This window comes from Mucilaginibacter pedocola, assembly GCF_002013915.1.
In the GTDB taxonomy this organism is placed as follows: Bacteria; Bacteroidota; Bacteroidia; order Sphingobacteriales; family Sphingobacteriaceae; genus Mucilaginibacter; species Mucilaginibacter pedocola.
In genome coordinates, this window is sequence record NZ_MBTF01000015.1 from 25,145 (window position 1) to 47,116 (window position 21,972).

The 21,972-nt window shown below is 47.0% G+C and carries 20 protein-coding genes; 6 read left to right on the forward strand and 14 right to left on the reverse strand.

Annotation, left to right across the window (positions count from 1 at the left end):
• The first annotated feature begins 11 nt into the window (after positions 1-11).
• Positions 12-863 (forward strand): NAD(P)-dependent oxidoreductase, encoded by an 852-nt coding sequence (locus BC343_RS16080; protein ID WP_078348838.1) that lies wholly within the window; start codon positions 12-14, stop codon positions 861-863.
• A gap of 443 nt (positions 864-1,306) precedes the next feature.
• Here the strand turns inward: BC343_RS16080 and dnaK are convergent, their stop codons facing one another.
• The 3 genes from dnaK to BC343_RS16095 all read right to left on the reverse strand — a co-directional run bounded on the left by dnaK (position 1,307) and on the right by BC343_RS16095 (position 5,934).
• Complete coding sequence (gene dnaK, locus BC343_RS16085; RefSeq protein ID WP_078348839.1) at positions 1,307-3,205, reverse strand: molecular chaperone DnaK; 1,899 nt, start codon at positions 3,203-3,205, stop codon at positions 1,307-1,309.
• 312 nt (positions 3,206-3,517) lie between these two features.
• Positions 3,518-4,594 (reverse strand): hypothetical protein, encoded by a 1,077-nt coding sequence (locus tag BC343_RS16090; RefSeq protein WP_078348840.1) that lies wholly within the window; start codon positions 4,592-4,594, stop codon positions 3,518-3,520.
• 179 nt (positions 4,595-4,773) lie between these two features.
• On the reverse strand, positions 4,774-5,934 hold the full coding sequence (locus BC343_RS16095; protein WP_078348841.1) for a helix-turn-helix domain-containing protein: 1,161 nt from the start codon (positions 5,932-5,934) through the stop codon (positions 4,774-4,776).
• 350 nt (positions 5,935-6,284) lie between these two features.
• Between BC343_RS16095 and BC343_RS16100 the strand changes: the two genes are divergently transcribed.
• Positions 6,285-6,803 carry a GNAT family N-acetyltransferase gene (locus BC343_RS16100; RefSeq protein ID WP_078348842.1) on the forward strand — a complete coding sequence of 173 codons (519 nt, stop codon included), beginning with the start codon at positions 6,285-6,287 and terminating at the stop codon, positions 6,801-6,803.
• A 134-nt stretch (positions 6,804-6,937) separates the two neighbouring features.
• Positions 6,938-7,459, forward strand: coding sequence for a GNAT family N-acetyltransferase (locus BC343_RS16105; RefSeq protein WP_078348843.1), 522 nt, complete (start codon positions 6,938-6,940; stop codon positions 7,457-7,459).
• A gap of 182 nt (positions 7,460-7,641) precedes the next feature.
• Here BC343_RS16105 and BC343_RS16110 read toward each other — a convergent pair whose 3' ends face one another.
• Together BC343_RS16110 and BC343_RS16115 are read right to left on the reverse strand one after the other, a co-directional pair.
• On the reverse strand, positions 7,642-8,361 hold the full coding sequence (locus BC343_RS16110; protein ID WP_078348844.1) for a LytR/AlgR family response regulator transcription factor: 720 nt from the start codon (positions 8,359-8,361) through the stop codon (positions 7,642-7,644).
• A complete protein-coding gene (locus tag BC343_RS16115) occupies positions 8,358-9,485 on the reverse strand; it encodes a sensor histidine kinase (RefSeq protein ID WP_162276882.1) in 1,128 nt (375 codons plus the stop codon). The genes BC343_RS16110 and BC343_RS16115 overlap by 4 nt, the downstream gene beginning before the upstream one ends.
• Before the next feature lie 244 nt (positions 9,486-9,729).
• Between BC343_RS16115 and BC343_RS16120 the strand changes: the two genes are divergently transcribed.
• On the forward strand, positions 9,730-10,050 hold the full coding sequence (locus BC343_RS16120) for a hypothetical protein (RefSeq protein ID WP_078348846.1): 321 nt from the start codon (positions 9,730-9,732) through the stop codon (positions 10,048-10,050).
• Positions 10,051-10,291: 241 nt separating this feature from the next.
• Here the strand turns inward: BC343_RS16120 and ispG are convergent, their stop codons facing one another.
• From ispG to BC343_RS16140, 5 genes are all read right to left on the reverse strand, one after another.
• Positions 10,292-12,373, reverse strand: coding sequence for a (E)-4-hydroxy-3-methylbut-2-enyl-diphosphate synthase (gene ispG, locus BC343_RS16125; protein ID WP_078348847.1), 2,082 nt, complete (start codon positions 12,371-12,373; stop codon positions 10,292-10,294).
• A gap of 82 nt (positions 12,374-12,455) precedes the next feature.
• A complete protein-coding gene (locus BC343_RS31045; RefSeq protein ID WP_156088757.1) occupies positions 12,456-12,629 on the reverse strand; it encodes a hypothetical protein in 174 nt (57 codons plus the stop codon).
• Positions 12,630-12,686: 57 nt separating this feature from the next.
• Positions 12,687-13,412, reverse strand: coding sequence for an SDR family oxidoreductase (locus BC343_RS16130; RefSeq protein ID WP_078348848.1), 726 nt, complete (start codon positions 13,410-13,412; stop codon positions 12,687-12,689).
• A gap of 159 nt (positions 13,413-13,571) precedes the next feature.
• The gene (locus BC343_RS16135; RefSeq protein WP_078348849.1) at positions 13,572-14,606 is read right to left on the reverse strand and encodes an alpha/beta fold hydrolase; all 1,035 of its coding nucleotides are present in this window, start codon (positions 14,604-14,606) and stop codon (positions 13,572-13,574) included.
• Positions 14,607-14,656: 50 nt separating this feature from the next.
• The gene (locus tag BC343_RS16140; RefSeq protein WP_078348850.1) at positions 14,657-15,016 is read right to left on the reverse strand and encodes a response regulator; all 360 of its coding nucleotides are present in this window, start codon (positions 15,014-15,016) and stop codon (positions 14,657-14,659) included.
• 202 nt (positions 15,017-15,218) lie between these two features.
• On the opposite strand from BC343_RS16140, the gene BC343_RS16145 reads away from it, so the two are divergent.
• Positions 15,219-17,084 carry a PAS domain-containing sensor histidine kinase gene (locus BC343_RS16145; RefSeq protein WP_078348851.1) on the forward strand — a complete coding sequence of 622 codons (1,866 nt, stop codon included), beginning with the start codon at positions 15,219-15,221 and terminating at the stop codon, positions 17,082-17,084.
• An 85-nt stretch (positions 17,085-17,169) separates the two neighbouring features.
• Here the strand turns inward: BC343_RS16145 and BC343_RS16150 are convergent, their stop codons facing one another.
• The 3 genes from BC343_RS16150 to BC343_RS16160 all read right to left on the reverse strand — a co-directional run bounded on the left by BC343_RS16150 (position 17,170) and on the right by BC343_RS16160 (position 19,704).
• Positions 17,170-17,490, reverse strand: coding sequence for a YMGG-like glycine zipper-containing protein (locus BC343_RS16150; protein WP_078348852.1), 321 nt, complete (start codon positions 17,488-17,490; stop codon positions 17,170-17,172).
• 96 nt (positions 17,491-17,586) lie between these two features.
• Complete coding sequence (locus BC343_RS16155) at positions 17,587-18,378, reverse strand: alpha/beta fold hydrolase (protein WP_078348853.1); 792 nt, start codon at positions 18,376-18,378, stop codon at positions 17,587-17,589.
• A 15-nt stretch (positions 18,379-18,393) separates the two neighbouring features.
• On the reverse strand, positions 18,394-19,704 hold the full coding sequence (locus tag BC343_RS16160) for a gluconate:H+ symporter (RefSeq protein WP_078348854.1): 1,311 nt from the start codon (positions 19,702-19,704) through the stop codon (positions 18,394-18,396).
• A gap of 414 nt (positions 19,705-20,118) precedes the next feature.
• Here BC343_RS16160 and BC343_RS16170 point away from each other — a divergent pair, with 414 nt between their 5' ends.
• Positions 20,119-21,345: a multidrug effflux MFS transporter gene (locus tag BC343_RS16170; protein ID WP_078348856.1), complete on the forward strand. Its 1,227-nt coding sequence runs from the start codon at positions 20,119-20,121 to the stop codon at positions 21,343-21,345.
• A 206-nt stretch (positions 21,346-21,551) separates the two neighbouring features.
• Here BC343_RS16170 and BC343_RS16175 read toward each other — a convergent pair whose 3' ends face one another.
• A complete protein-coding gene (locus tag BC343_RS16175) occupies positions 21,552-21,944 on the reverse strand; it encodes a lipocalin family protein (protein WP_078348857.1) in 393 nt (130 codons plus the stop codon).
• Positions 21,945-21,972 lie beyond the last annotated feature (28 nt).

Below are 21,972 nucleotides of genomic sequence, written 5' to 3' on the forward strand. Positions count from 1 at the left end.
TCACTAAATATATGAACACAACAAAAATAGGTTGGATAGGGCTGGGACTAATGGGCGCACCCATGTCGCAGCAACTGATAAAAGCGGGTTACCCGGTAACCGTGTACAACCGCAGTAAGGATAAAGAGGCCGCACTGAAAGAACAGGGTGCCCAAACCGCGGCCACGCCTGCCCAACTCGTCACTCAAACGGATGTAGCCATCATTATGGTGACCGATGATCAAGCCATTAACGATATTTTCCATGGCGAACAGGGCCTGCTGGCGGCAGGGGTATCGGGCAAAACCATCATCAACATGAGCACCGTATCGCCCGCTATTAGCAAGGCAATTGCAGAGGCCTGCACAGCGCAGGGCAACCATTATTTAGATGCGCCGGTATCGGGCAGTGTAAAACAAGCCGAAACTGCACAATTGGTGATTATGGTAGGCGGCGATAAAACTGCCTTCGAAAATGCAGAACCGATATTAGGTAAATTGGGTAAAATGGCTATTAATGTAGGAGAAACCGGTGCAGGCAATGTGGCTAAACTGGCCATTAATTCGTTGTTAGCCATACATGCGCAAGGCTTGGCCGAGGCTGTAGTATTGGCACAAAAGAATGGCATAGCGCCCGAAATACTGCTCGATCTGTTGAACAACGGTGCCCTGGCAAACCCCTTCATGAAAATTAAAGGCGACGCTATCTTAGCCGATAATTACAAACCGGCCTTTTCGCTCAATAATATTGTAAAGGATTTGAAGCTGGCTACAGATATAGGTTTATCATCGCCATTGGGCAGGGCTGCTTTAAGTACTTACCAGGCAGCGCAAAGCGAGTTTGGCGAGGAGGATATTATTGCGGTAGTAAAGCAAATAGCTTAATTGCCGGCAGTTGCTTGCGCACGCATGCCGCGTGTGCTCAGTTATGCAAGCGGTAATGGTATTATCGTTAATCACACGCGGCACGCGTGCGCGAGCGGCTAATTATAGCGATGGGTTTGAAACGAAGGGTGTTCGGGGCTTTGTGAGATTGTCTGATCGGTGAGTTGACTCACCCCGACGGCCCGCAATTCGCGGGCGTCGGCCCTCTCTACTTCGTAAAGAGGGCGAGGAATTATGTTGAAGCTCACCCTCTTTCCGCTTGCGGAGAGAGGGTCGGGCAGCGATAGCGTACCCGGGGTGAGTAAAATTAGCCAAGCGGCAGGCGTTTGATAAAAGCTCCGGACACTCGAGGTTTGAAACCCATCGCTATAATTAGCTGAAAAAACAAAACCCCGGCTGATCGCTCAACCGCGGTTTTTATTTGGATATTTATCCGAGGTGAATTACTTCACTTCTTCAAAATCAACATCAGTTACGTTGTCGGCACCGTCGCCTTGTGGCTGCTGGCCGGCATCGCCCTGTGGTTGTTGGCCACCATCGGCAGATGCTTTGTACATATCTTCAGATGCAGCTGTCCATGCAGCGTTCAATTCTTCCTGTGCAGTTTCAATAGCTGCAAGGTCTTTTGCTGAATAAGCCGATTTCAGTTTTTCTAAGCCCGACTCGATAGCGCCTTTTTTATCAGCAGGTATCTTGTCGCCGTATTCTTTCAACTGTTTCTCGGTAGAGAAGATAAGGGCATCAGCACCGTTCAGTTTTTCAACTTCTTCTTTTGCTTTTTTGTCGGCATCAGCGTTTGCTTCAGCTTCGTCCTTCATCTTTTTGATCTCGGCATCAGTTAAGCCCGAAGAAGCTTCGATACGAATCTTTTGTTCTTTGCCGGTAGCTTTATCTTTTGCAGATACATGCAATATACCGTTGGCATCGATATCAAAAGTTACCTCTACCTGTGGCACGCCGCGAGGTGCTGGTGGGATGCCATCCAGGTGGAAACGGCCGATGGTGCGGTTGCCCGAAGCCATTGGGCGCTCGCCCTGTAATATGTGGATCTCTACCGATGGCTGGTTATCGCTGGCAGTTGAGAAAGTTTCTGATTTTTTGGTTGGGATAGTTGTGTTCGACTCGATCAGTTTGGTCATTACACCGCCCATGGTTTCGATACCCAATGATAGTGGGGTAACGTCTAATAGCAACACATCTTTAACCTCACCGGTTAATACACCACCTTGTATAGCAGCACCGATAGCCACAACTTCGTCAGGGTTAACACCTTTTGAAGGCGATTTACCGAAGAATTTCTGAACGGCTTCCTGTATAGCAGGGATACGGGTAGAACCACCCACCAGGATGATCTCGTCGATATCTGAAGTGCTGTAGCCTGCATTTTTCAATGCTTTTTGGCAAGGGTCGATAGTACGTTTGATCAGGCTATCGGCCAACTGCTCAAATTTAGCACGGGTTAAAGTTTTAACCAAGTGCTTAGGGCCTTCGGCACCGGCAGTAATGTATGGCAGGTTAATTTCGGTTTGCGTAGAGCTCGATAATTCGATCTTTGCTTTCTCAGCCGATTCTTTCAAGCGTTGCAGAGCCATTGGGTCTTTACGCAGGTCAACACCTTCGTCGCTTTTAAATTCGTCTGCCATCCAGTCGATAATTACCTGGTCAAAGTCGTCACCACCAAGGTGAGTATCACCATCGGTAGATTTTACTTCGAATACGCCATCGCCAAGTTCCAATACAGATACGTCATGCGTACCACCACCGCAGTCGAACACAACGATCTTCATATCGCGGTGTGCTTTATCCAAACCGTAGGCAAGGGCAGCAGCAGTAGGCTCGTTAATGATACGGCGAACTTTAAGGCCAGCAATTTCACCGGCTTCTTTAGTAGCCTGGCGCTGAGCATCGTTAAAGTAAGCAGGAACGGTAATAACCGCCTCTGTTACTTCAGTACCCAAGAAATCTTCAGCAGTTTTCTTCATTTTCTGAAGGATCATAGCCGAAATTTCTTGCGGAGTATATTTGCGGTCGCCAATTTCTACACGTGGGGTGTTGTTGTCACCTTTAACCACATTGTAAGGCACGCGCTCGGCTTCTTTAGTAACCTCGTTGTATTGGTTACCCATGAAGCGTTTGATAGAGTAAATAGTTTTAGTTGGGTTGGTGATAGCCTGACGTTTTGCAGGATCGCCAACTTTACGTTCGCCATCGTTCACAAAAGCTACTACCGACGGCGTAGTACGTTTACCCTCGCTGTTAGCTATAACTACGGGCTCGTTACCCTCCATTACAGCAACGCAGGAGTTAGTTGTTCCTAAGTCGATTCCAATTATTTTTGACATATTATTGATTGATTTTTTGTTATTAAGTATTGCTTACCAAGCCTAATTAACAATGCCTGTGCCAATATGTATTTGGCAGAAAAAGATGTCGGTAATTGGCAGAAACCACTCAAAGCGTCAGAATGGGTGACTTTTCGGTGACAGGATGGCAGGGGAGGGAGAATGTGCGGGTGTGCAGATATGCGGATGTGCAGATGAAGAATAAATGTAGAGACGCAATACTTTGCGTCTCCGGGAGGACAGTCCACAATGCGTGGGAGATTTGCATTGTGGCATTGCATACGGGAGACGCAAAGTATTGCGTCTCTACGGTCAATTATTCACAGCAACCCTTTCCATCTCTATCTTCAAATTCTTTCCACCCAATTTACCCACCAGCGTTTTCATTTCGCCGGTACCGGGTTCTATAGTGGCGGTAAGCGTGTCTTTCATCGTTTCGGGGAATTGGAATTTTACGCTTACCTGTTTGGTTTGCGGGTTGTATTTGTACCTGCCGATAACTTTGTTGCGGTAGTCGGGGTAGCCTAAAACAAGGTCGTAGCGGTCGATGAAGATATGGGTGAGCACCGTGTCGTGGCAGGCGGCATTGGCCTGGTCAACGTTGTTTACCAGCGTGCGTTTTACATCGTATCTGCCGGTTATGTCGGTATAATTGGTTGGATATTCGTGCATAGCCAGCGCAAGTGCCGGGATAAGGATGACCGATGCTTTTACTGCGTAGCTTAGCACTTTGCTGCGGAAATTGTAGAGAGGCGAGCTGCCTTTATCAACAAGGAAGAAAGCCACCAATCGGCGGTATTCCAGCAAGATGAGGTATATCACCACAAGTACCTCAACAACTACATATGCCTGCACTAGCAAATTGAGGTAATACATATCCAGCAGCATAATATTCAGCAGCATAGGCAGCAGCACAAAAGCGCCCACCAAGCGAGTTTTGCGGAACAGCAGCAGTACGCCGCCAAGTATTTCAATGCATGCGATAATATCAACCATAGAGTGGTAGCGCCCCATAAAGGCCCACATCAGCATTTCGTTGGGGATGGCGGTAAAAGGATCGTCCAGCATGCCTAGCGGAACATAAAATTGCAGGTGACAAAACTTTTGCCCGCCGAATACTACCATATCCATAGCCAGCGTATAGCGCACGGCGTTCTGCCAAAAGGCAGTGTAATTGGTAACATCGATAGTGCCTTTGGCGGCTTTGCTTTTCCAAACAAATATTAAACACCAAACGGTGAGCATGTAGCCGCCGGTGATACCGTATAGCAGCGGCGGCGCAATATTTTCGCCAACAGCAACACGGATGGCGCGGGTAAAAACAATAAAGCCTAAAAAGGCAGCAATAAAAGCCGCAAGGGCAAGGGGTGAAAAAGGTTTACGTTCCATAATACATTGTGGTTAGTTTATGGCACAATGTTAGGTTTTGGACGGGCGCGCGTCGTTCGGGATTATCCAACGGGACACATTCCCGATGTAGAGACGCAATACTTTGCGTCTCCCGTATGCAGATCCATAAAGCAAATCCGAAATTGTAGATCGGAGACGCAAGGTATTGCGTCTCTACGTTAAGATTGCAGGGAAGGGTTGATGCCTTTATTTTGTTTCATAAACTCCCCCGGTGCCATACCTACCTGCGTTTTAAAAACGGTATTGAAGGTGGTTTTAGAACTAAAGCCGGCACTGTAGGCAATACCGAGGATGTTGAGGTGGCGGTGCTTATCAGACAGCATTAATTGTTTGGCTTCCTCTACCCGGTAGCCGTTTACAAAGCGGAAGAAGTTTTGGCCGATAACGTCGTTCAGCAAATACGAAAGATCATGTACCGACATATCGGCGGCTTCCGCCAGTTGGGGCAGGCTGAGTTCGTTATCCAGGTAGAGTTTTTCGGATGCCATCAACCCCTCCAGTTTATACTGCATTTGTAGGGCGTGCTCGTCGGCAAGGCGGGGTTTGGTAGATTTGGCTTTTTCGTCAGCTTCGGTTATTACCTCGGTAATGGCCTCCAGTTGGGCAATTTCGAAAGGGAAAACCTCTTTCTGCGCCAACGAATAATAAAATATCACGAGGCTGCCCAACAGGTAACCTGCGGCAATAGCATCCGCGGATAATTGCACACCAAAGAAAATGGAAGCAAAGAACAGTGCCAGCATCCCGCCGATACTCAGCAACAGGTATTTTAGCCAGTTAAGATTTACGGGAACAGTATCGGACGCTACAAACTGAATATGCTTTTGATGCTGCCTGAGGCGAACGAAGGACAATACCCAATAAACCAGCAATTGGATATTAATGCCCCAGCGCACTGTCATGGCCAAAACAAAGTTCGCTCCCGGCGATAGTTTAAAATGCCCGCCGATGAGCTGATACCCGGGAAAATACAACACCGGCACCATGTATAAAAAGAAAAGCGTGAAGGGGATGAAGTGGAGGTAGTCGGTACCTTTGAATTTTTGCCCGGGTGTAGTGAACTGCACAATGGCCAAATAAAGCGCCGGCGCAATGGCAAAGCGCGAAAGCTCGTTAAAACCGATAACACGCGGGTAGCTAAACTCGAGCCGGGCTTCATACAAAACCACATTACACAGCATGCAACCCACCGATGCAAAAAATACGCCGAGCCAGCGATTGGCAGGAATATTCACCTTGTGCGGGTTGAACAGCGCCACAAATGCCATCAGGAAAAAGCAATTGGTGGCGATGATATGCAGGATGAGTTCGGCCGTCATGCCCTAAAATTACGATTTTCGATTTGAAGATGCGCTGATTTTAAATTGCGTGAAGAATTAGGTACTTGCCTCATTTTCAAATTTCCAAGTCGCCAAATTCACAAATTATTATATTTGTTCAATTAAAATTACCGCCGCTGTTACTTAACGCATTAAACAGGCTATTACTGCCTGGAATTGTATAACGCCCGGCCTCCCAAAGGCTGACATTAAACCACCAACAGGTGGGCAGATATTCTTTTGTTATATAATTGAAAATCAGAGTTTTTGAATTTCCACATAGCGATGGGTTTCAAACCCATCGCTATGTAAGGCATGAATTTTTCATCAACTCACAACACCCAAAAACCATGTTCTACATAGAAAGCGAACGCTTAAAATTAATACCCTTAACACATAACCAATTAAAGCTACTGCACCAAAGCCGCCACAAAATGGAATTATCCATGGGGCTTACCCCATCAAACATGCTTATCGACCAAATTTGGCAAGATGAATTGGGCGATGCCATAGAAAACTGGTGCATCCCCAAAACGCTTGAACATCCGAATAACTGGATATGGTACAGCCTGTGGGAAGTGGTACTTAAAGACACTAACACCAGCATAGGTAGCTTCGGCTTGGGGCACCCCGACGAAAACGGCGAATCCATTACGGGCTACTCGCTCGACCGCAACCAACAAGGCAAAGGCTATGGTACTGAAGCCCTAAAACGCCTCTGCCAATGGGGCTTTGAAAACCCTGCTGTAAAAGTAATTTGGGCAGATACAGATGCGGATAACATGCCATCGATACGCATTTTACACAAAGTCGGCTTCGTACAGCAGGGCGAGCGCGATGGCAGGCCGATGTTTAAGCTGTATAAGTAATTGTGAATTTGAAGATGAGGTGATTTGACAATAGCATCATGCATTTTCAGATCTTCAAATTGCCAAATTTTCAAATCGAACTGTCACACATTCTTTATCGGCGATGTCCTGATAATATAAACTAAAATTTGAGCATGTTTTATATCGAATCGGAACGGTTGAAACTGATACCGTTAAAATATACCGAGCTTTTGCTGCTCCGCGAAAGCCGCGACAAAATGGAGCAGGCAATGGGCTTCATGCCATCCAACATGGTAATGGACCAATTTTACCTCGATGAACTGAACGACGCGCTGGATAACTTTTGGTTGCCTAATAGCCTGTTGTACCCCTACAAATACGAGTGGTACACCAACTGGGAGATCGTGAACAAACAAACCAACGCCAGCGTGGGCGGTATCGGCTTTGCCGGCCAGCCTAACGAGGAAGGGGAAGTAGTTACCGGCTACTGCATTTGCCAAACCCAGCAGGGCAAAGGCTATGGCACCGAAGCCTTGCGCGCTATAACCAACTGGGCCTTTACCAGCCCCGATGTTACGCGTGTATCTGCAGAAACTGCCGTTGATAATTACTCATCCATGAAAATGCTGAAGAAAGCAGGTTTTGAACAAACGGGAGTGAATGAGGATATGGCGATGTTCTCGATGGTGAGGTGATAAACTCCATTTAACCACAGAGGCCGCAGAGGTTGCGCGGAGGTTCACAGAGAGCTTTGCAAACGGGTTAAGAGTTTTTTCTTTGCGGCTTAGCGTCTTTGCGTGAGTTACTTTATCGCATGCCAGGCTCTGTGCCCCTCTGCGTAAAACTCTGTGTACTCTGTGGTTAACTGAAGCTAAACCTAAACCGCCTGTTTCAATTTCCTTTGTACATCCTGCTTGTAGTTCCTGCCGATGGGGAGTTCGTGCCCGTTAATATCGATACTGTAAGAATAAAAAGAATCTATTTTAGCTATGGCTACCATGAACGAGCGGTGGATGCGCACGAATTTGCTTTCGGGCAGCATCTCTTCCAGCAGGCTTATTTTTTGTTTGGTGATGTATACCTGGTCGCGGGTTACCACTTTTACGTAATCGCGCAGGCTCTCTATCCATAAAATATCGCTGATGTTTACTTTGATGGTTTTACGGTCAACCTTCAGGTAAATGAATGCTTCGCGGTCGCTCACCGGGGTTTCGTAGGCCACTACAGGTTTGCTGCGGGTGTCGGTTTGCTGGTGGACTTTATCAATGGCGCGCAAAAACCTGTCGAACGGGATGGGTTTCATCAGGTAGTCTACCGCATTTAGTTCAAAACCCTCTAAAGCGTATTCGCTGTAGGCCGTCGTGAATATTACCTTGGGCGGATTTTTCAGGCTGCGCAACAGGTCGGTGCCATTTATGCCGGGCATTTTTATATCCAGAAACATCAGGTCGATAGTTTTTTGCTGCAGCAACTGGAAAGCCTGTATGGCATCCGTACATTTGGCCACTACCTCCATCTGCGTAAACACCGCCAGGTATTTCTCTATCACCTCAATGGCGTAGGGCTCATCGTCAACTATCAAAACGCGCGTTTTCATGCTGTGGCCAATTGTGTTTCGGGTTGAGGGTGCGGTTGTGCAAGCGGTATCACTTTCAGGTCGAGGTCGAGCACTATCAAGTAGGTATCTTCCTCGTCCATTATTTTCAGGTTAGATATACCGGGGTACAGTAATTCCAGCCTTTTCACTACGTTCTGCAAACCTAATCCATGCGCTTCGGCTACCTCGCTCTGGGCTTGTTTTATCGGGTTGCTGTTGGCTACCTTCAGTTTCAGGCTTTCGCCTTTTACCGTAATATCAATAGTCACCCATACCTGCCCCATAGTTTCGCCGGCACCATGTTTAAAGGCATTCTCGATAAAGGGTAGCAGCAGCAAGGGGGCGATGAATTTGTTTTTGAGGTTGCCGGAGATATTGAACGATAGGTCGATGCGTTCTTCGTATCGCAGTTGTTCCAGCTTTACATATTGCTGCATCATAAATACCTCTTTTTCCAGCGGGACGTGGGCAGTATTGCATTCGTAAAGCATGTAACGCAACAAGCCCGATAGCCCCAATATTACCTGCGGCGATTTGGGTGAGTTGTTGAGGCTGAGCGCATACAGGTTGTTCAATGTATTAAACAAAAAATGTGGGTGCACTTGAGCCTTCAAAGCGTTCAACTCCGCCTCCAGCGCCCATTGCTTGCGTTCTTGCCATACTTTAAAAAGTTTAATGGAAAGCACAAAGCCGATGGTGAGGTTGGTACCCTTTAGCGCATTGATGAACAGCGGGAAATCGAACAGCATCGTAAGGAAGGGGCGGGTATTGTCGCGAATATAACCCGGGTCGTCGGCGTAACCGTTTTCTATCAGGTACCTTATCACAAAATGCAGCCCTATAGCCCGGCTGATAAATGCCGAAATAAATGCCAGTGGTACAAAAAGCAAAATGAATGTGAAGTATCTGCCTGCAAATAAGTACCGTGGAACCAGCCAGTATGCAATAGCATAATAATAGGCTATTTGTACCGGCATATAGAAAAGGTTGTTGCGAAACGACAGGAACCAGTTGATTTGCACGGCATACAGGCTGGTTACCACAATGGATACGCCGAACCAGAACAGGATATGCTGCACCACCCTGGGTAACTTAACATCTTGAAAAGGAAGCCTTACCGCCATATACATTTAACAAAAGTAGCCTATTGGTAACAAATGTTGCATGGGCTACAACCATTATCGACGAACAACATCGTTTCGCACACCAACTGCATAAATATGCCTGCGAATGTGCCGTTTTGGTGTATAGACGTACTTTATACGCCTTATGTTACTGCCTGCATGCTAACAATAGCTATAAATCGCCTTTGATTTTTAGTGAATTGTATAGGCTATACTTTAGCATCATCATTTAAAAATAACAACCATGAAAAATTTTATCATAACAGCCTTATTAGTTGCAGCAACCAGTGTAGGCGCATTAGCACAAAACAACAAACCGGTAAACCATGGCTTTTGGGTTGCCGAAAGCAATACCGAGAACCGCAGCACACAAACCATCCGTTTTTATAACGATGATGCCAAGCTGATATATGAGGTAGCTATTTACGGCAAACTGGACGTCCGCAAAAAGAAGAACCAGGAAGCCCTTACCGAACTATGCAACAAACTGCACGAACGCAGAGACTACGCCGCAAACATTGATAGCGCACGGTTGGTAACCGCCGCTTTGAATGTGAAGCAATAAAGAGTGTTTTTTTAATTTTGTTAAGTACAAGGGCGGGCGCGAGGCTTGCCCTTGTTTGTTTAAAACATCCCCAATAAGCGATGTCATTTCGAACCCTGAAGCGCAGGGAATGCGCGTGAGAGGGTGAGAAATCTTGTTCAATATGCAAAGCCACTATGCAAGTCGGCTATACATTAGCGTTCCTTTATCTAACAGGATTCCTCGTCGCTTCGCTTCCCTCGGAATGACAGGTTGTAGTGGCTTACCCCTCCACCGGTTCTATCCAATTACCATCACCTTTAATAATGCCTATCAATTCATCAAGCGCATTGGTGGAGTTGATATTCTTTTTCACGGCTTGCTGGCCGCGGTAAAGAGTAACCTTATCGGTGCCAGAGCCTACGTAACCATAATCGGCATCGGCCATTTCGCCGGGGCCGTTCACAATGCAACCCATAATGCCTATTTTAAGGCCTTTGAGGTGGCTGGTGCGGCTGCGTATCATTTGGGTGGTAACCATCAGGTCGAACAACGTGCGGCCGCAGCTTGGGCAGCTGATGTATTCTGTTTTAGATATGCGCGAACGGGTGGCCTGCAAAATACCGAATGCAGTTGAAGTAATAATGTTAGTTGGCAGTTGCGGAGCATCTATCCAAATACCATCGCCAAAACCATCTACCAGCAAAGCACCAAGGTCGGTTGCTGCATATAGTTGCAAGTTAGATGTGAGATTTGAGATATGAGATGTGAGACCAACTCCGTCTTCCGGACTTCCAGACTTAGGACTTTCCGACTCAAACGAGTAACTCCTTTTAACAATAACCGGTACATCCAAACCAAATTCCTGCAGTTTCAGGAAGAAAGTGCGCTGGTCGGCCATGCCGTGTAGTTCGGTGGTTTCCAGTACAAAAACCAGGCTTTTATCCATCGGTAGTAAGCCAAAGGCATCCGAATCGAGGTCGGCATTTGTTAGGCTAACTAAGTTTAGTGCCGATGAGCGGTCGGCATTGGCATCGATATATTCCGCCAGGGTAAATAGCGGATGGCATAGCGTTTTATCGGCAAGCTTTTGCCAGGTGGCGTAATTGTAAAGCTGTTTTAAGTTGCCCGGCATGTTGATAGATGGCAGGCTATCGCCCAGATAAACAAAATCTACCGATTGCTCGGCCATATTGTATTTATCCAAAATGGGCGAATAAAGGTATCCCGCCGCATTCAGTACCGAAGGGTCTTTCAGGTTCTCTTTCGATAGGTCAACCACCACCCTTGGCACCATATGCCCGCCAATAAAAGCGTTTGCTTCGTAGGTTTCGCGTTTTTTGTATTCGTAGGGATTGTGGAGTGAGTGGTGAGCAGTGAGTGGTGAATGGTTCTTAGGAGCCACATCTTGCTGCAAACTGCCCACTGCGAACCGCGAACTGCTAACCGCCAACTGCCTACTGGAGTACCGGTTCACCAGCGCAATGGCCACAGGTGCTTCGGCTTCGGGCTCTTCGGTTAGGGATACGCGTACGGTATCGCCCAGTCCGTCTTCCAGCAAAGTACCAATACCTACGGCAGATTTTATGCGGCCGTCTTCGCCGTCACCAGCTTCGGTTACGCCAAGGTGCAGCGGGTAATTCATGCCCTCGGCAACCATAGTTTGTACCAGAAGGCGGTAGGCTTGCACCATTACCTGCGGGTTGCTGCTTTTCATAGATACTACCAGGTTATAGTAGCCCAAAGTTTCGCACATGCGAATGAACTCCATAGCGCTCTCCACCATGCCCATTGGGGTATCGCCATAGCGGCTCATAATGCGGTCGCTCAGCGAACCATGGTTGGTACCAATACGCATGGCGGTGCCATACTCTTTACAAATATTTACCAGCGGCGTAAATTTTTGGAAAATGCGCTCCAGTTCGCCTTTGTATTCGGCGTCGGTATAGTCTATCTGGTCGAATTTCTTTTTATCGGCGTAGTTACCAGGGTTTACGCGCACCTTCTCTACTATGCGCGCAGCTACTTCGGCAGCGTTGGGGGTAAAGTGTATATCGGCTACCAGTGGTACGGTGTAGCCGCGCTGGCGCAGTTGCTTTTTTATTTCGGCAAGGTTATTGGCCTCTTTAATGCTGGGCGCGGTAATGCGCACGTATTCGCAGCCTGCATCCACCATGCGGATGGTTTGCTCTACTGTACCAAGGGTATCCATGGTATCGGTAGTGGTCATGCTTTGTATGCGGATGGGGTTGTTGCCGCCCATGGGTACATCGCCAATAAATACCTCGCGGGTAACAAAACGGGAGTACTCGGTCAACGAATTACAGTAACGGCCTTGCAGCATTTTTACAGCATCAGCATTCATTTGCAGGGATGGTATTAATGAAATGCAAATTTACGGAAATAGTTGGAAGGTTATAAGGTTTGAATGTTAGAAGGTTGCCATCTTATCTGTCAGCAAATCTACGCTTGGCCTCCTCGTAGCTGATCACTCTTCCTTCTTTTGCATCCAATAACCCTTTTTCTATTTTTTCGATAAAGAAAATGCGTTCAATAAATTCTTCCGCTTCAAATTCGTCATCTAACGAATCGAGTGCTTCTAAAACCACAGCCTTCTTCATATAGCTAATATACTGAAACGTTTATCAAATAAGCGTTTCAGTATATTGTTTCGTGTTCTACACCAACACAGTGCCACCATCAACAACTACGCATTGCCCGGTGCCAAAGCGTTGCTTCATCAGGTAAATAAAGGCTTCGGCAACGTCTTCAGGTTCGCCAACGCGTTTAAGCAGTAGCCCTTCTTCTGCCGATCTGTATAGGCCCTCGCGCTGTTCGGCGGGCATGCTATCCCACATCGGCGTTTTAATAACGCCCGGTACTACCGCATTAACACGGATGGGAGCCAGTTCTACCGCCATGGCACGTACAAAACCTTCCATGGCCGCACAAATGGCCGATGCTACGCCCCAGCCGCTGCCCGGCCGCAGGCTTGCAGTGCCGCTGATGAGGCATATCGAACCACCGGCGTTGATAAGCGGCGAACCATATTTCACCGCCGCAAAAGCTGCCCAAAAGCGTACGCTAAAGAACGACCGCGCATCGTCGATATTTGTTTTGCCGATGGTATTCAGGCTCAAATTTTCCCCTGCAGTATACACCAGGTGGTCGAATGCGCCTATTCCTTTAAAAAATGTTTTAATATTTTCTTCTTTGCTCAGGTCTAACGCGTGCCCTTCGCTGCCTTGGGGTAATTGGGTAAGAGCTTTATCGATACGTTCACGGTTGCTCGATACGATCACCACATGTGCACCCTCTGCTGCTGCGGCTTTTGCTGTTGCTAAACCAATGCCGCTGCTGGCACCAAATAATATTACTTTTTTGCCTTTTAATTGATGTTCCATTTGTTTTTGTATTTGTTGATGCAAATTTCCGCAGGCAAAAACGGCATCTACTTAACAAATGGTAAATTCGGACGGAAGGAGAGTATTCTTTTTTTGAACTCGAATTTGGGGGAATTATTAGAATTATACAGAATGATGCAATTAGCTGGCTGTGTGTTATTACAACCCCTTTTTCACAAAGTTATTAATGGCGATCAGCAGCTTTCGCCTGCCGTTGCCATTAATATCTAAAAACACAAAATGCCCGCCATTGGCTATAGTAACCTTCTTTTTGTTTGGCGCGGCTATTAGTTCATTAAAAAAGGTATCGGCATCTACCGACCGCGACCATTGGTCTTTATCGCCACGGATGATGAGCGTAGGTACAGTAATATCCTTGGCATCCCAGTACTTGCGCCCGTTGGCCATATAAAAACTCTCCTTACGGAAACCGCCGGGTGTCTTCAGCAAATGTTCCTCGTTAAAGCTTACGGCGCTTTTGGCGAATGCGGTTACCATGGCCGAATCGGCGGCAACGCTGGCAGAATCTGCAGGAGGGGTGTTGGCTTTCCAGGTTTCGGCAACGGCTTGCTCTGTAGACTGTCGGTAGGGGGCAATGCTGCTACTGAATTTTGTTGGGTCGGTGGTATCGGCGAAGGCATCGCTAAAATACCAGGGTGCTTTTACACCGTAAAGGCTATTTAGTACCACAAGGTTAGCCACGCGGTTGTTGTGCTGGCTGGTGTAATAGGCTGCCCAGTGCCCGCCTGCGGCCCATCCAAACAGGTTGATCTTCCCGCTGGGATTGCCCTGCAAAACGTAATTGACAACCGCGTCAATATCGGCTGCGGCTTCCTGGCAACTGCCTGCTACAAGCGAAGTGTCGGCAAGGTCGTATGCGGGGGCGGTAGAGCGTTCCCAGCCGCGTATGTTCATCACGTAAACAGTGAAGCCACCCAAAGCCAGGGCTTTAGCGAAGGAGGCATCTTCCACATCCAGATCGAAGGCGGTGGTTGCACCAATGCCGCCATGAATGAGCAGCAAGGGCAGTTTGCGGCGCGATGAGTAAGTAGTTTCTACCACCTTGCGCACCTGCAATTGCAACGTGCCGTTGGGTACAAAAAAGTCGGTAACGGTGTAATTGCTTTGTGCCGAAGCAGTATTGCAGCTAAACAGAAATGCGAGAAGAACGGCTAAAACGGGCAGTTTAAACATGGTAAAGTATAAACTATAATACTGCCTGTAAATTATGCCGGAGCGGAAATTTAAGAAATAAGGTTATTTACTTTTTCTACCAATTCGGTAAGGTCGAAGGGTTTGTTGATGATGGCATCGCAACCATAGCGCAGCAGTTCGGCATCGCGGTTAATATAGGCCGAGAAGATGATCACCGGTACGTTGCTGAATTTTGGGTGAGCTTTTATTTGCTGGCAAAGTTCGCCGCCGTTGGTACCTGCCACACGGAAATCGAGTATCACCAAATCCGGCTCAAACTCTTCTACCAAAGGCATAACCTGGTCGCTGTCGCCGGTACTTTTTACCTCAAAATTTTCGTAGGTAAGCGTCTCGTGAACAATGTCGAGGATGTCCTGGTTATCATCCAATACTAAAATGCGTTTTACCATAAGAGATGACTATTAAACTGTAAAAAGGTGAATATGGTATTTTAGTATCTAAAATTGATCTGCGCTCAACAACGGTAGGATGTGTGTCCTTGGGGTCTTTGTGTATTACTGTGTCAAAAATAATACAATTATTTTGAATTATTTAAAGTTAATTATCATAGTTCTGTCGTAAAAGTTGTATTATTATTGTTGTAAATAAATTGTGACGTACAACGCAAATACCCCTGACAACCTAAGCCAGCAAAGTTTCAGCAGTTTGATGGCCCAGGCACCCGTTGCCATTGCCGTGCTGCGCGGCGACGATCTGGTGATAGAATTGGCCAACAGCCAGATATTACAGATATGGGGGAAAGATGAAAGAGTGCTTGGCTTGCCATTTATAGAGGGCCTACCCGAAATTGTGGGGCAGCCCTATGTAGGCCTGCTGCAAAACGTATACACCACCGGCCAACCCTTTTACGGCACGGAAGCTAAAGTAACACTGGTGCGCAACAATGTGCCCGGTATTTATTATTTCAATTTTGTTTATCAGCCTTTAATTGGTACCGCGGAGTCTCCCGGCGGCGTTATGGTAGTGGCTACCGAAGTTACCGAGCAGGTACTCTCGCGCCGAAAACTGGAGGATGCGGAAGAACGCCTTAGGCTTGCTACCGAAGCTACCGGCCTTGGTACTTTCGACCTCGACCTGCAAACCGGGGCAGTGATATATTCGCCGAGGCTGGCACGCATATTCGGTCGCGACAGTGCTGAGCAGTTAAGCCACTCCGAACTGAGGCAGATCGTACTCCCCATTGATATGCCAATAGTTATTGCTGCATTTGATAAAGCCCTTAAAACCGGCATTTACTTTTACGAAGTGCGCATAGCCTGGCGCGATGGCGCGGTAAGGTGGATACGTACCAACGGCAACGTGGTTTTTGGGGACGACGGCATACCCCAACGTATGCTGGGCACCACCGAAGATATAACCGAACAAAAACAGGTAATGGACGACCTGTTGAAAAGCGAAGAAAAGCTGCGCCTGGCTACCCAGGCCGCCGAACTGGGCACTTTTGATATGGACCTGATAAACCGCCACCTGGTATGGGATAAGCGTTGCCGCGAACTATTCGGGATGGATGAGGATAGCCCGGTAGATTACGAAACCTCGTTTTTGCTTGGCCTGCACCCCGACGACCTCGAGAAAACCGACGAAGCCGTAAACTTTGCCTTTGATAAGGCCCGCAGCAACGGCGAGTACGATGTAGAATACCGCACCATCGGCTTACACGATAAGAAATTACGCTGGGTTCGTGCGAAGGGCAAGGTGTTGTTCAACGAACAGGACGTGCGGTACCGTTTTATTGGCGCTGTGCTGGATATTACCGAGAACAAACAGAACGAGCTGCGCAAGAACGATTTTATTGCCATGGCCAGCCACGAACTGAAAACCCCGCTCACATCGCTAAAGGCCTATATACAACTATTGCTGGCCAAAGCACTGCACACGGGCGATAGCTTTTTATTGAATGCGCTGCAAAAATCGGAGAACCAGATCAATAAGATGACCAATCTTATCTACGGCTTTTTGGATATGAGCAAGCTGGAATCGGGCAAGTTGGTGCTGGAGCCTACGGAGTTTGATATGAACGCGCTGATACAGGAGGTTGTTGCGGATAACCGCCCCATTGCGCAAAGCCATACCATTACTTTTGAGCGAGGCCGGCCGATATGGATAACTGCCGACCGCGAAAAGATAGGACAGGTGATCAATAACTTCATCAGCAATGCGGTAAAATACTCGCCCAAAGAAACGGATATCAAAATTGCCGTATCGCAAGTTGATAGCGGATTAAAAGTGTCGGTAACAGATTCGGGTATTGGCATCAAAGCCAAAGACCAGCAAAATATTTTCCAGCGCTTTTACCGGGTAGAGGACGAGAGCACCAAAGGCTTCAGTGGTTTCGGCATTGGCTTATACATTTCTGCCGAAATAATACAACTGCACAAGGGCCAAATAGGCGTAAACAGCCAGGAAGGAGAAGGGGCGGAGTTTTATTTTATGCTGCCCATGAAACCTTCGCTTTAAAAGCTCCCCCTTCAGGGGGCTGGGGGGCAACAAAAAACCCGCAGCCAAACGCCACGGGTTTTTCAGTATTTAAACTGTGTTATTATTAATAAGGGTAAGCTTTACCCGGGTGTGCGCGTTTCCAGGCACGGCGGCGTTCGAGCCATGCGGCGTGTTTGCGTTTTTGTTCGCGCCTGCGGGCCTCGTTACCAATAATGTAACCACCGCCGGCACCAATGGCGCCACCTACAAGGGCACCTGTTGCGCTTTTACCAATTAAAGCACCTGCAACAGCACCACCGGCACCGCCAATAATTGCCCCTTTACCTTGTTTACTTAAACCTTTTTTCTCCTGGGCCTCGGCATTAAAGCTTAACGAAGTAGTTAATGCCATTACAAGGCCGCCATATATGAATAACTTTTTCATGGTGATAGTATCTAAATGTTAAACTATACTTACAAATAGTAAGCCACAGTACTTATAATACTATAGAGCCATCAAAAAGCCGAAGGTTTAATAATTTTATTTGAGGAAAGCGATCACCGCATCAGAAAACTGTATATTTTTTGATGCAGTATTATGGTCGCCGGGCACGGTGGCCATCTGCGAATGCGGGATAAGTTTTTGCAAATCTTTAACATCGCCGTTGGTAAAGTCCTCAGTACCATCTATCAACAATACGGGTATTTTAACTTTGGCCAGTTCGGCAGGGCTGGTGCTGGGCTGATGCTTTTGCTGCAGGGCAAGAGCCGCTTTATCAAAGGGGTTTTTGTTTATCCACTTCATCATATCGTCCACATCGTGTAGGGTGGTATCGCCTTCCAGTGCTTTCCAGGCGTGTATGCGGCGTTCCCAGTTAGGGTTGGTATAGTCGGCGCCCATGCCGCCCATTACGGCCTTGTGCACGCGCTTATCTAACACCATTACGCGCGATGTAATAATAGAGCCTCGCGAATAACCAATAACATCATACTTCTTAAGCCCAAGGCTGGCAGCCAAGCCCATTACATCTTCAGCCTCGGCATCGTTATTATATCCGGCATCGGTATGCGGCTTGTCGGATCTGCCGTTGCCGCGCAGATCGAGCATGATAACCTTGTAACCTTGTTTAAGCAAGGCAGGATACAATTCACCATTCTTCCAGCCTTGCAAATTACCTGTGAAACCATGCAGCATTATTATGGGGTAACCATTGCCTTTTACTTCATAATAAATTTTAGTGCCGTCGGTGGCGGTGTAGTAACTACCCTCGGCGGTTTGAGCGGCAGCTTTAACGCTGATAGCTAATAATAGGTATAAGAATATCTTTTTCATTGGGGGGCTAATGTTTTATACAAACGCATTTAATACCAATACGCCGCCCAGTCCAATAATGGCTACGAGAGTTTCCATCATGGTCCAGGAGAGGAAGGTGTTTTTTATGGAGAGGTTGAAGTATTCTTTAAACAGCCAGAAACCGCCGTCGTTAACATGCGAAAGTACCAGGCTACCCGCGCCTATGGAGAGTACCATTAAATTTGGATTGATGCTTGGGTCTTTAGCTACCATAGATTGCAGAATCGTAGCCGCCGTTACGCCCGCCACCGTAGCCGAGCCTAAACTGATGCGGATAATAGCCGCCAATAGCCATCCCAATAGCAAAGGTTCCATATGCAGGCTTGTGAGCAGAGCCGTTATTTCGTTATTCACACCGCTATCTACCAATACCTGCTTGAACGCACCTGCACCGGCGATGATGAGCAATATCATAGAGATATCTTTCACCGCATCCGAATAAATATTGCCGAGCACTTTCATGCTTGTTTTTTGATGCACACCAAGGGTATAGGTTGCCACCATCAGCGATATCAGCATTACAATAGGCCCATCGCTCAGGAATACGATAAGCGTACGCAACTGGCTCTCTTCTTTGTATCGGCCCAAGTAAATATTGCTGGCCATCAGCAGTATCACCGGCAGCAGAGCGGTTAAAAAACTGTTCCAGGCACCAGGTAGCTTATCGGCAGGCAAGTCTTCCGAGCGAAAGGTAGCCAACGGTTCCGAAGGCATTTTTTTAAGGGTTTGTGCAAATACAGGGCCTGCCAAAATAATGGCCGGTATAGCTACCATAATGCCGTAACGCAGGGTGGTACCCATATCGGCATTGAACATGCCCACCAATGTAGTTGGCCCCGGGTGCGGCGGTAAAAAGCCGTGGGTTACCGATAGCGCTGCCAACATAGGCAAACCAATATATACCGCCGGCAACTTATATTTATATACTACCGAAAATATAAGCGGCACCATTAGCACGAAGCCAATGTTATAGAACAGCGGTATGCCGATAATAAAGCCCACAGCCACCAGCGCCAGTTGTATGTATTTAACACCGAAGAAATTCACCAGCACCTCGGCTATTTTTTGCGCAGCGCCGCTACTGGCCACCAGCTTACCCAGCATAGCGCCAAGGCAAATAATAATAGTAAGCTTACCCAAAATATCGCCCAAGCCATTCTCTACCGACCGTGTTATTTTAGTAAGCGGAATACCCAGGCACAGCCCCGCCGCTATAGAAACAATAAGAAAAGCCAAAAAGGGATTCAGCTTGGCCCAGCTTACCAATAGTATAAGGAGTACTATACAAAGTAGAATGATCAGCATGTTTTTTAAGGTTGGGAGTTTATAACAGAAGCCCTAATGTAAAAATATTTTGAGGAAAACAGGTAGGTTGGGTGATTTAACCGGGATGTGGTTATTAGTATAGCTTATTTAACCACAGAGGACGCAGAGTTTTACAAAGAGGTTCGCAGAGGCTTTGCATCTGGTTGATTTTTCACGCAAAGGCGCAAAGCCGCAAAGTAAAATTTTCTAAAACTCATTAGTGACTTTGCAAAACTCTGTGAACCTCCGCGTTTTTCCCTCTGTGAACTCTGCGGTAAAAATAGCGCCAACAACATTTCCATCATATCGCCCAATAAGTTAATAACCCTATCTTTAGTCACAGAATTTCCATAACTCTTTAAACTGAAATAAAAGTTATTACAATTTAGATTTATTGCTGTTACTTTGCAGGGCATGACAAAACAACGCTACTTTGCTTATATACTGGTACTTGGCTCGCTTACCGCCATTGGCCCATTTTCTATAGATATGTACCTGCCGGGCTTCCCGGCTATTGCCGAATCGCTGCATACCACTACCGAGAATGTGGCATTGTCGTTATCCAGTTTCTTCATCGGTATATCTGCAGGGCAATTGCTTTATGGCCCTTTGATGGATAGGTTTGGCCGAAAGCTGCCGCTGTATTTCGGGCTGTCGTTATACATCATAGCATCCATTGGCTGCTACTTTGCCGAGAGTATACAAATGCTGGTTATTATGCGTTTTGTGCAGGCTATTGGCAGTTGTGCGGCCATGGTAGCCTCCATGGCCATGGTGCGCGATCTGTTCCCCATTGCCGACGGGCCCAAAGTGTTTGCTTTGCTGATACTGGTTTTAGGCGCATCGCCACTTATTGCACCAACAGTTGGCGGCTATGTTACCGAAGCATTGGGTTGGCACGTTATATTTTTGATATTAGCTGTAATTGCCGCTATTGTATTTATGGCGGTAATATTTATACTACCCGAAAGCTATCCGCCCGATCCTAATTACTCCTTAGCACCGGGTCCTATCCTCAGTAGTTTCTGGAGTGTATTTAAAACGCCGCAGTTTTATACCTATTCGTTTTGCGGGGCATTGGCCTTTGCAGGCTTGTTCGCCTATATATCAGCATCGCCTATGGTATTTATGGAGGTGTTTAAGATGGGTACCAAAGCCTACGGTTGGGTATTTGCGCTGTTATCTGTTGGCTTTATTGGATCCAGCCAGGTGAATAGTTTTTTGGTAAAGAAATATAAGAGCGAGCAAATAGTGAGCACTGCTTTGTTGGCCATGGTTATTATAGCCATCGTATTTTTTGCAGGCTCCTGGCAAAATTGGTTAGGCCTTTATGGTACAACGATAATGATATTCGGCATGCTTTGCTGCGTGGGGCTTATTGCACCCAATACCAATGCTTTGGCTATGGCACCTTTCGATAACAATGCGGGTGTGGCATCGTCACTTGTAGGGGCAACACAAATGGCCATTGGCTCGGCGGTATCTATTGCGGTAAGTATGTTTAAGGCTAAGTCGGCAGTGCCTATGTCGTCGTTTATATTGGCATCAAGCGGTTTGGCGCTAATGGTATTGCTGATAGGTCGGCAGTTCATTAAAACTAAGGTAGAGGCAAAACAGGAGGTAGGAGGAGCGGTTCACTGATACGATGTGCTCGCGCGGAGATTTTTAACAGGATGACAGGATGAGGAGGATTTGGCAGGATTTCTATTGGCACCGATCTCACAGATGTTTTTTTGATTTCACCGATGCACACTCATTATTTGGTTCAATAAATAGGCACATTCTGTCCATTCATAAAATTCCCCTAAAAATCGAGTTCAGAAAAATAACTGCACGCTGCAAACCGCCTACTGCCGAACTGCCGTCACTTTCGAGCCACCCTCGCCCAGCGTTTCAAATATTATTTTCTTATCTGTTAGTTCGCTTACTGCGAAAGGGAAATCGCGGATTTTGCTATCTCCAAGGTCTTCTTTATAGTTTATGTCGCGGCCTGCAATGGTGTAACTGCCGTGCGATAATACCTTACCATCCGAATAAATTTCTATAGTATTATTTTGATTGAAAACGATGTGTGGCTTCTTTTCTGCAATATCGAAACGGGTTAAACTATCGCCCGGCGATTTGGGCTTTTCTACTCGCGTGTAGTTCCAGGTTCCGTAAAGTTGTTCGGGTGTCAAGGCAGGCTTGCATGATGCAAGTAATGCGCTTATTGATATGATAGCAAAAAGGACTTTTTTCATAATAATTGGCTGACAACGCAAATTTATT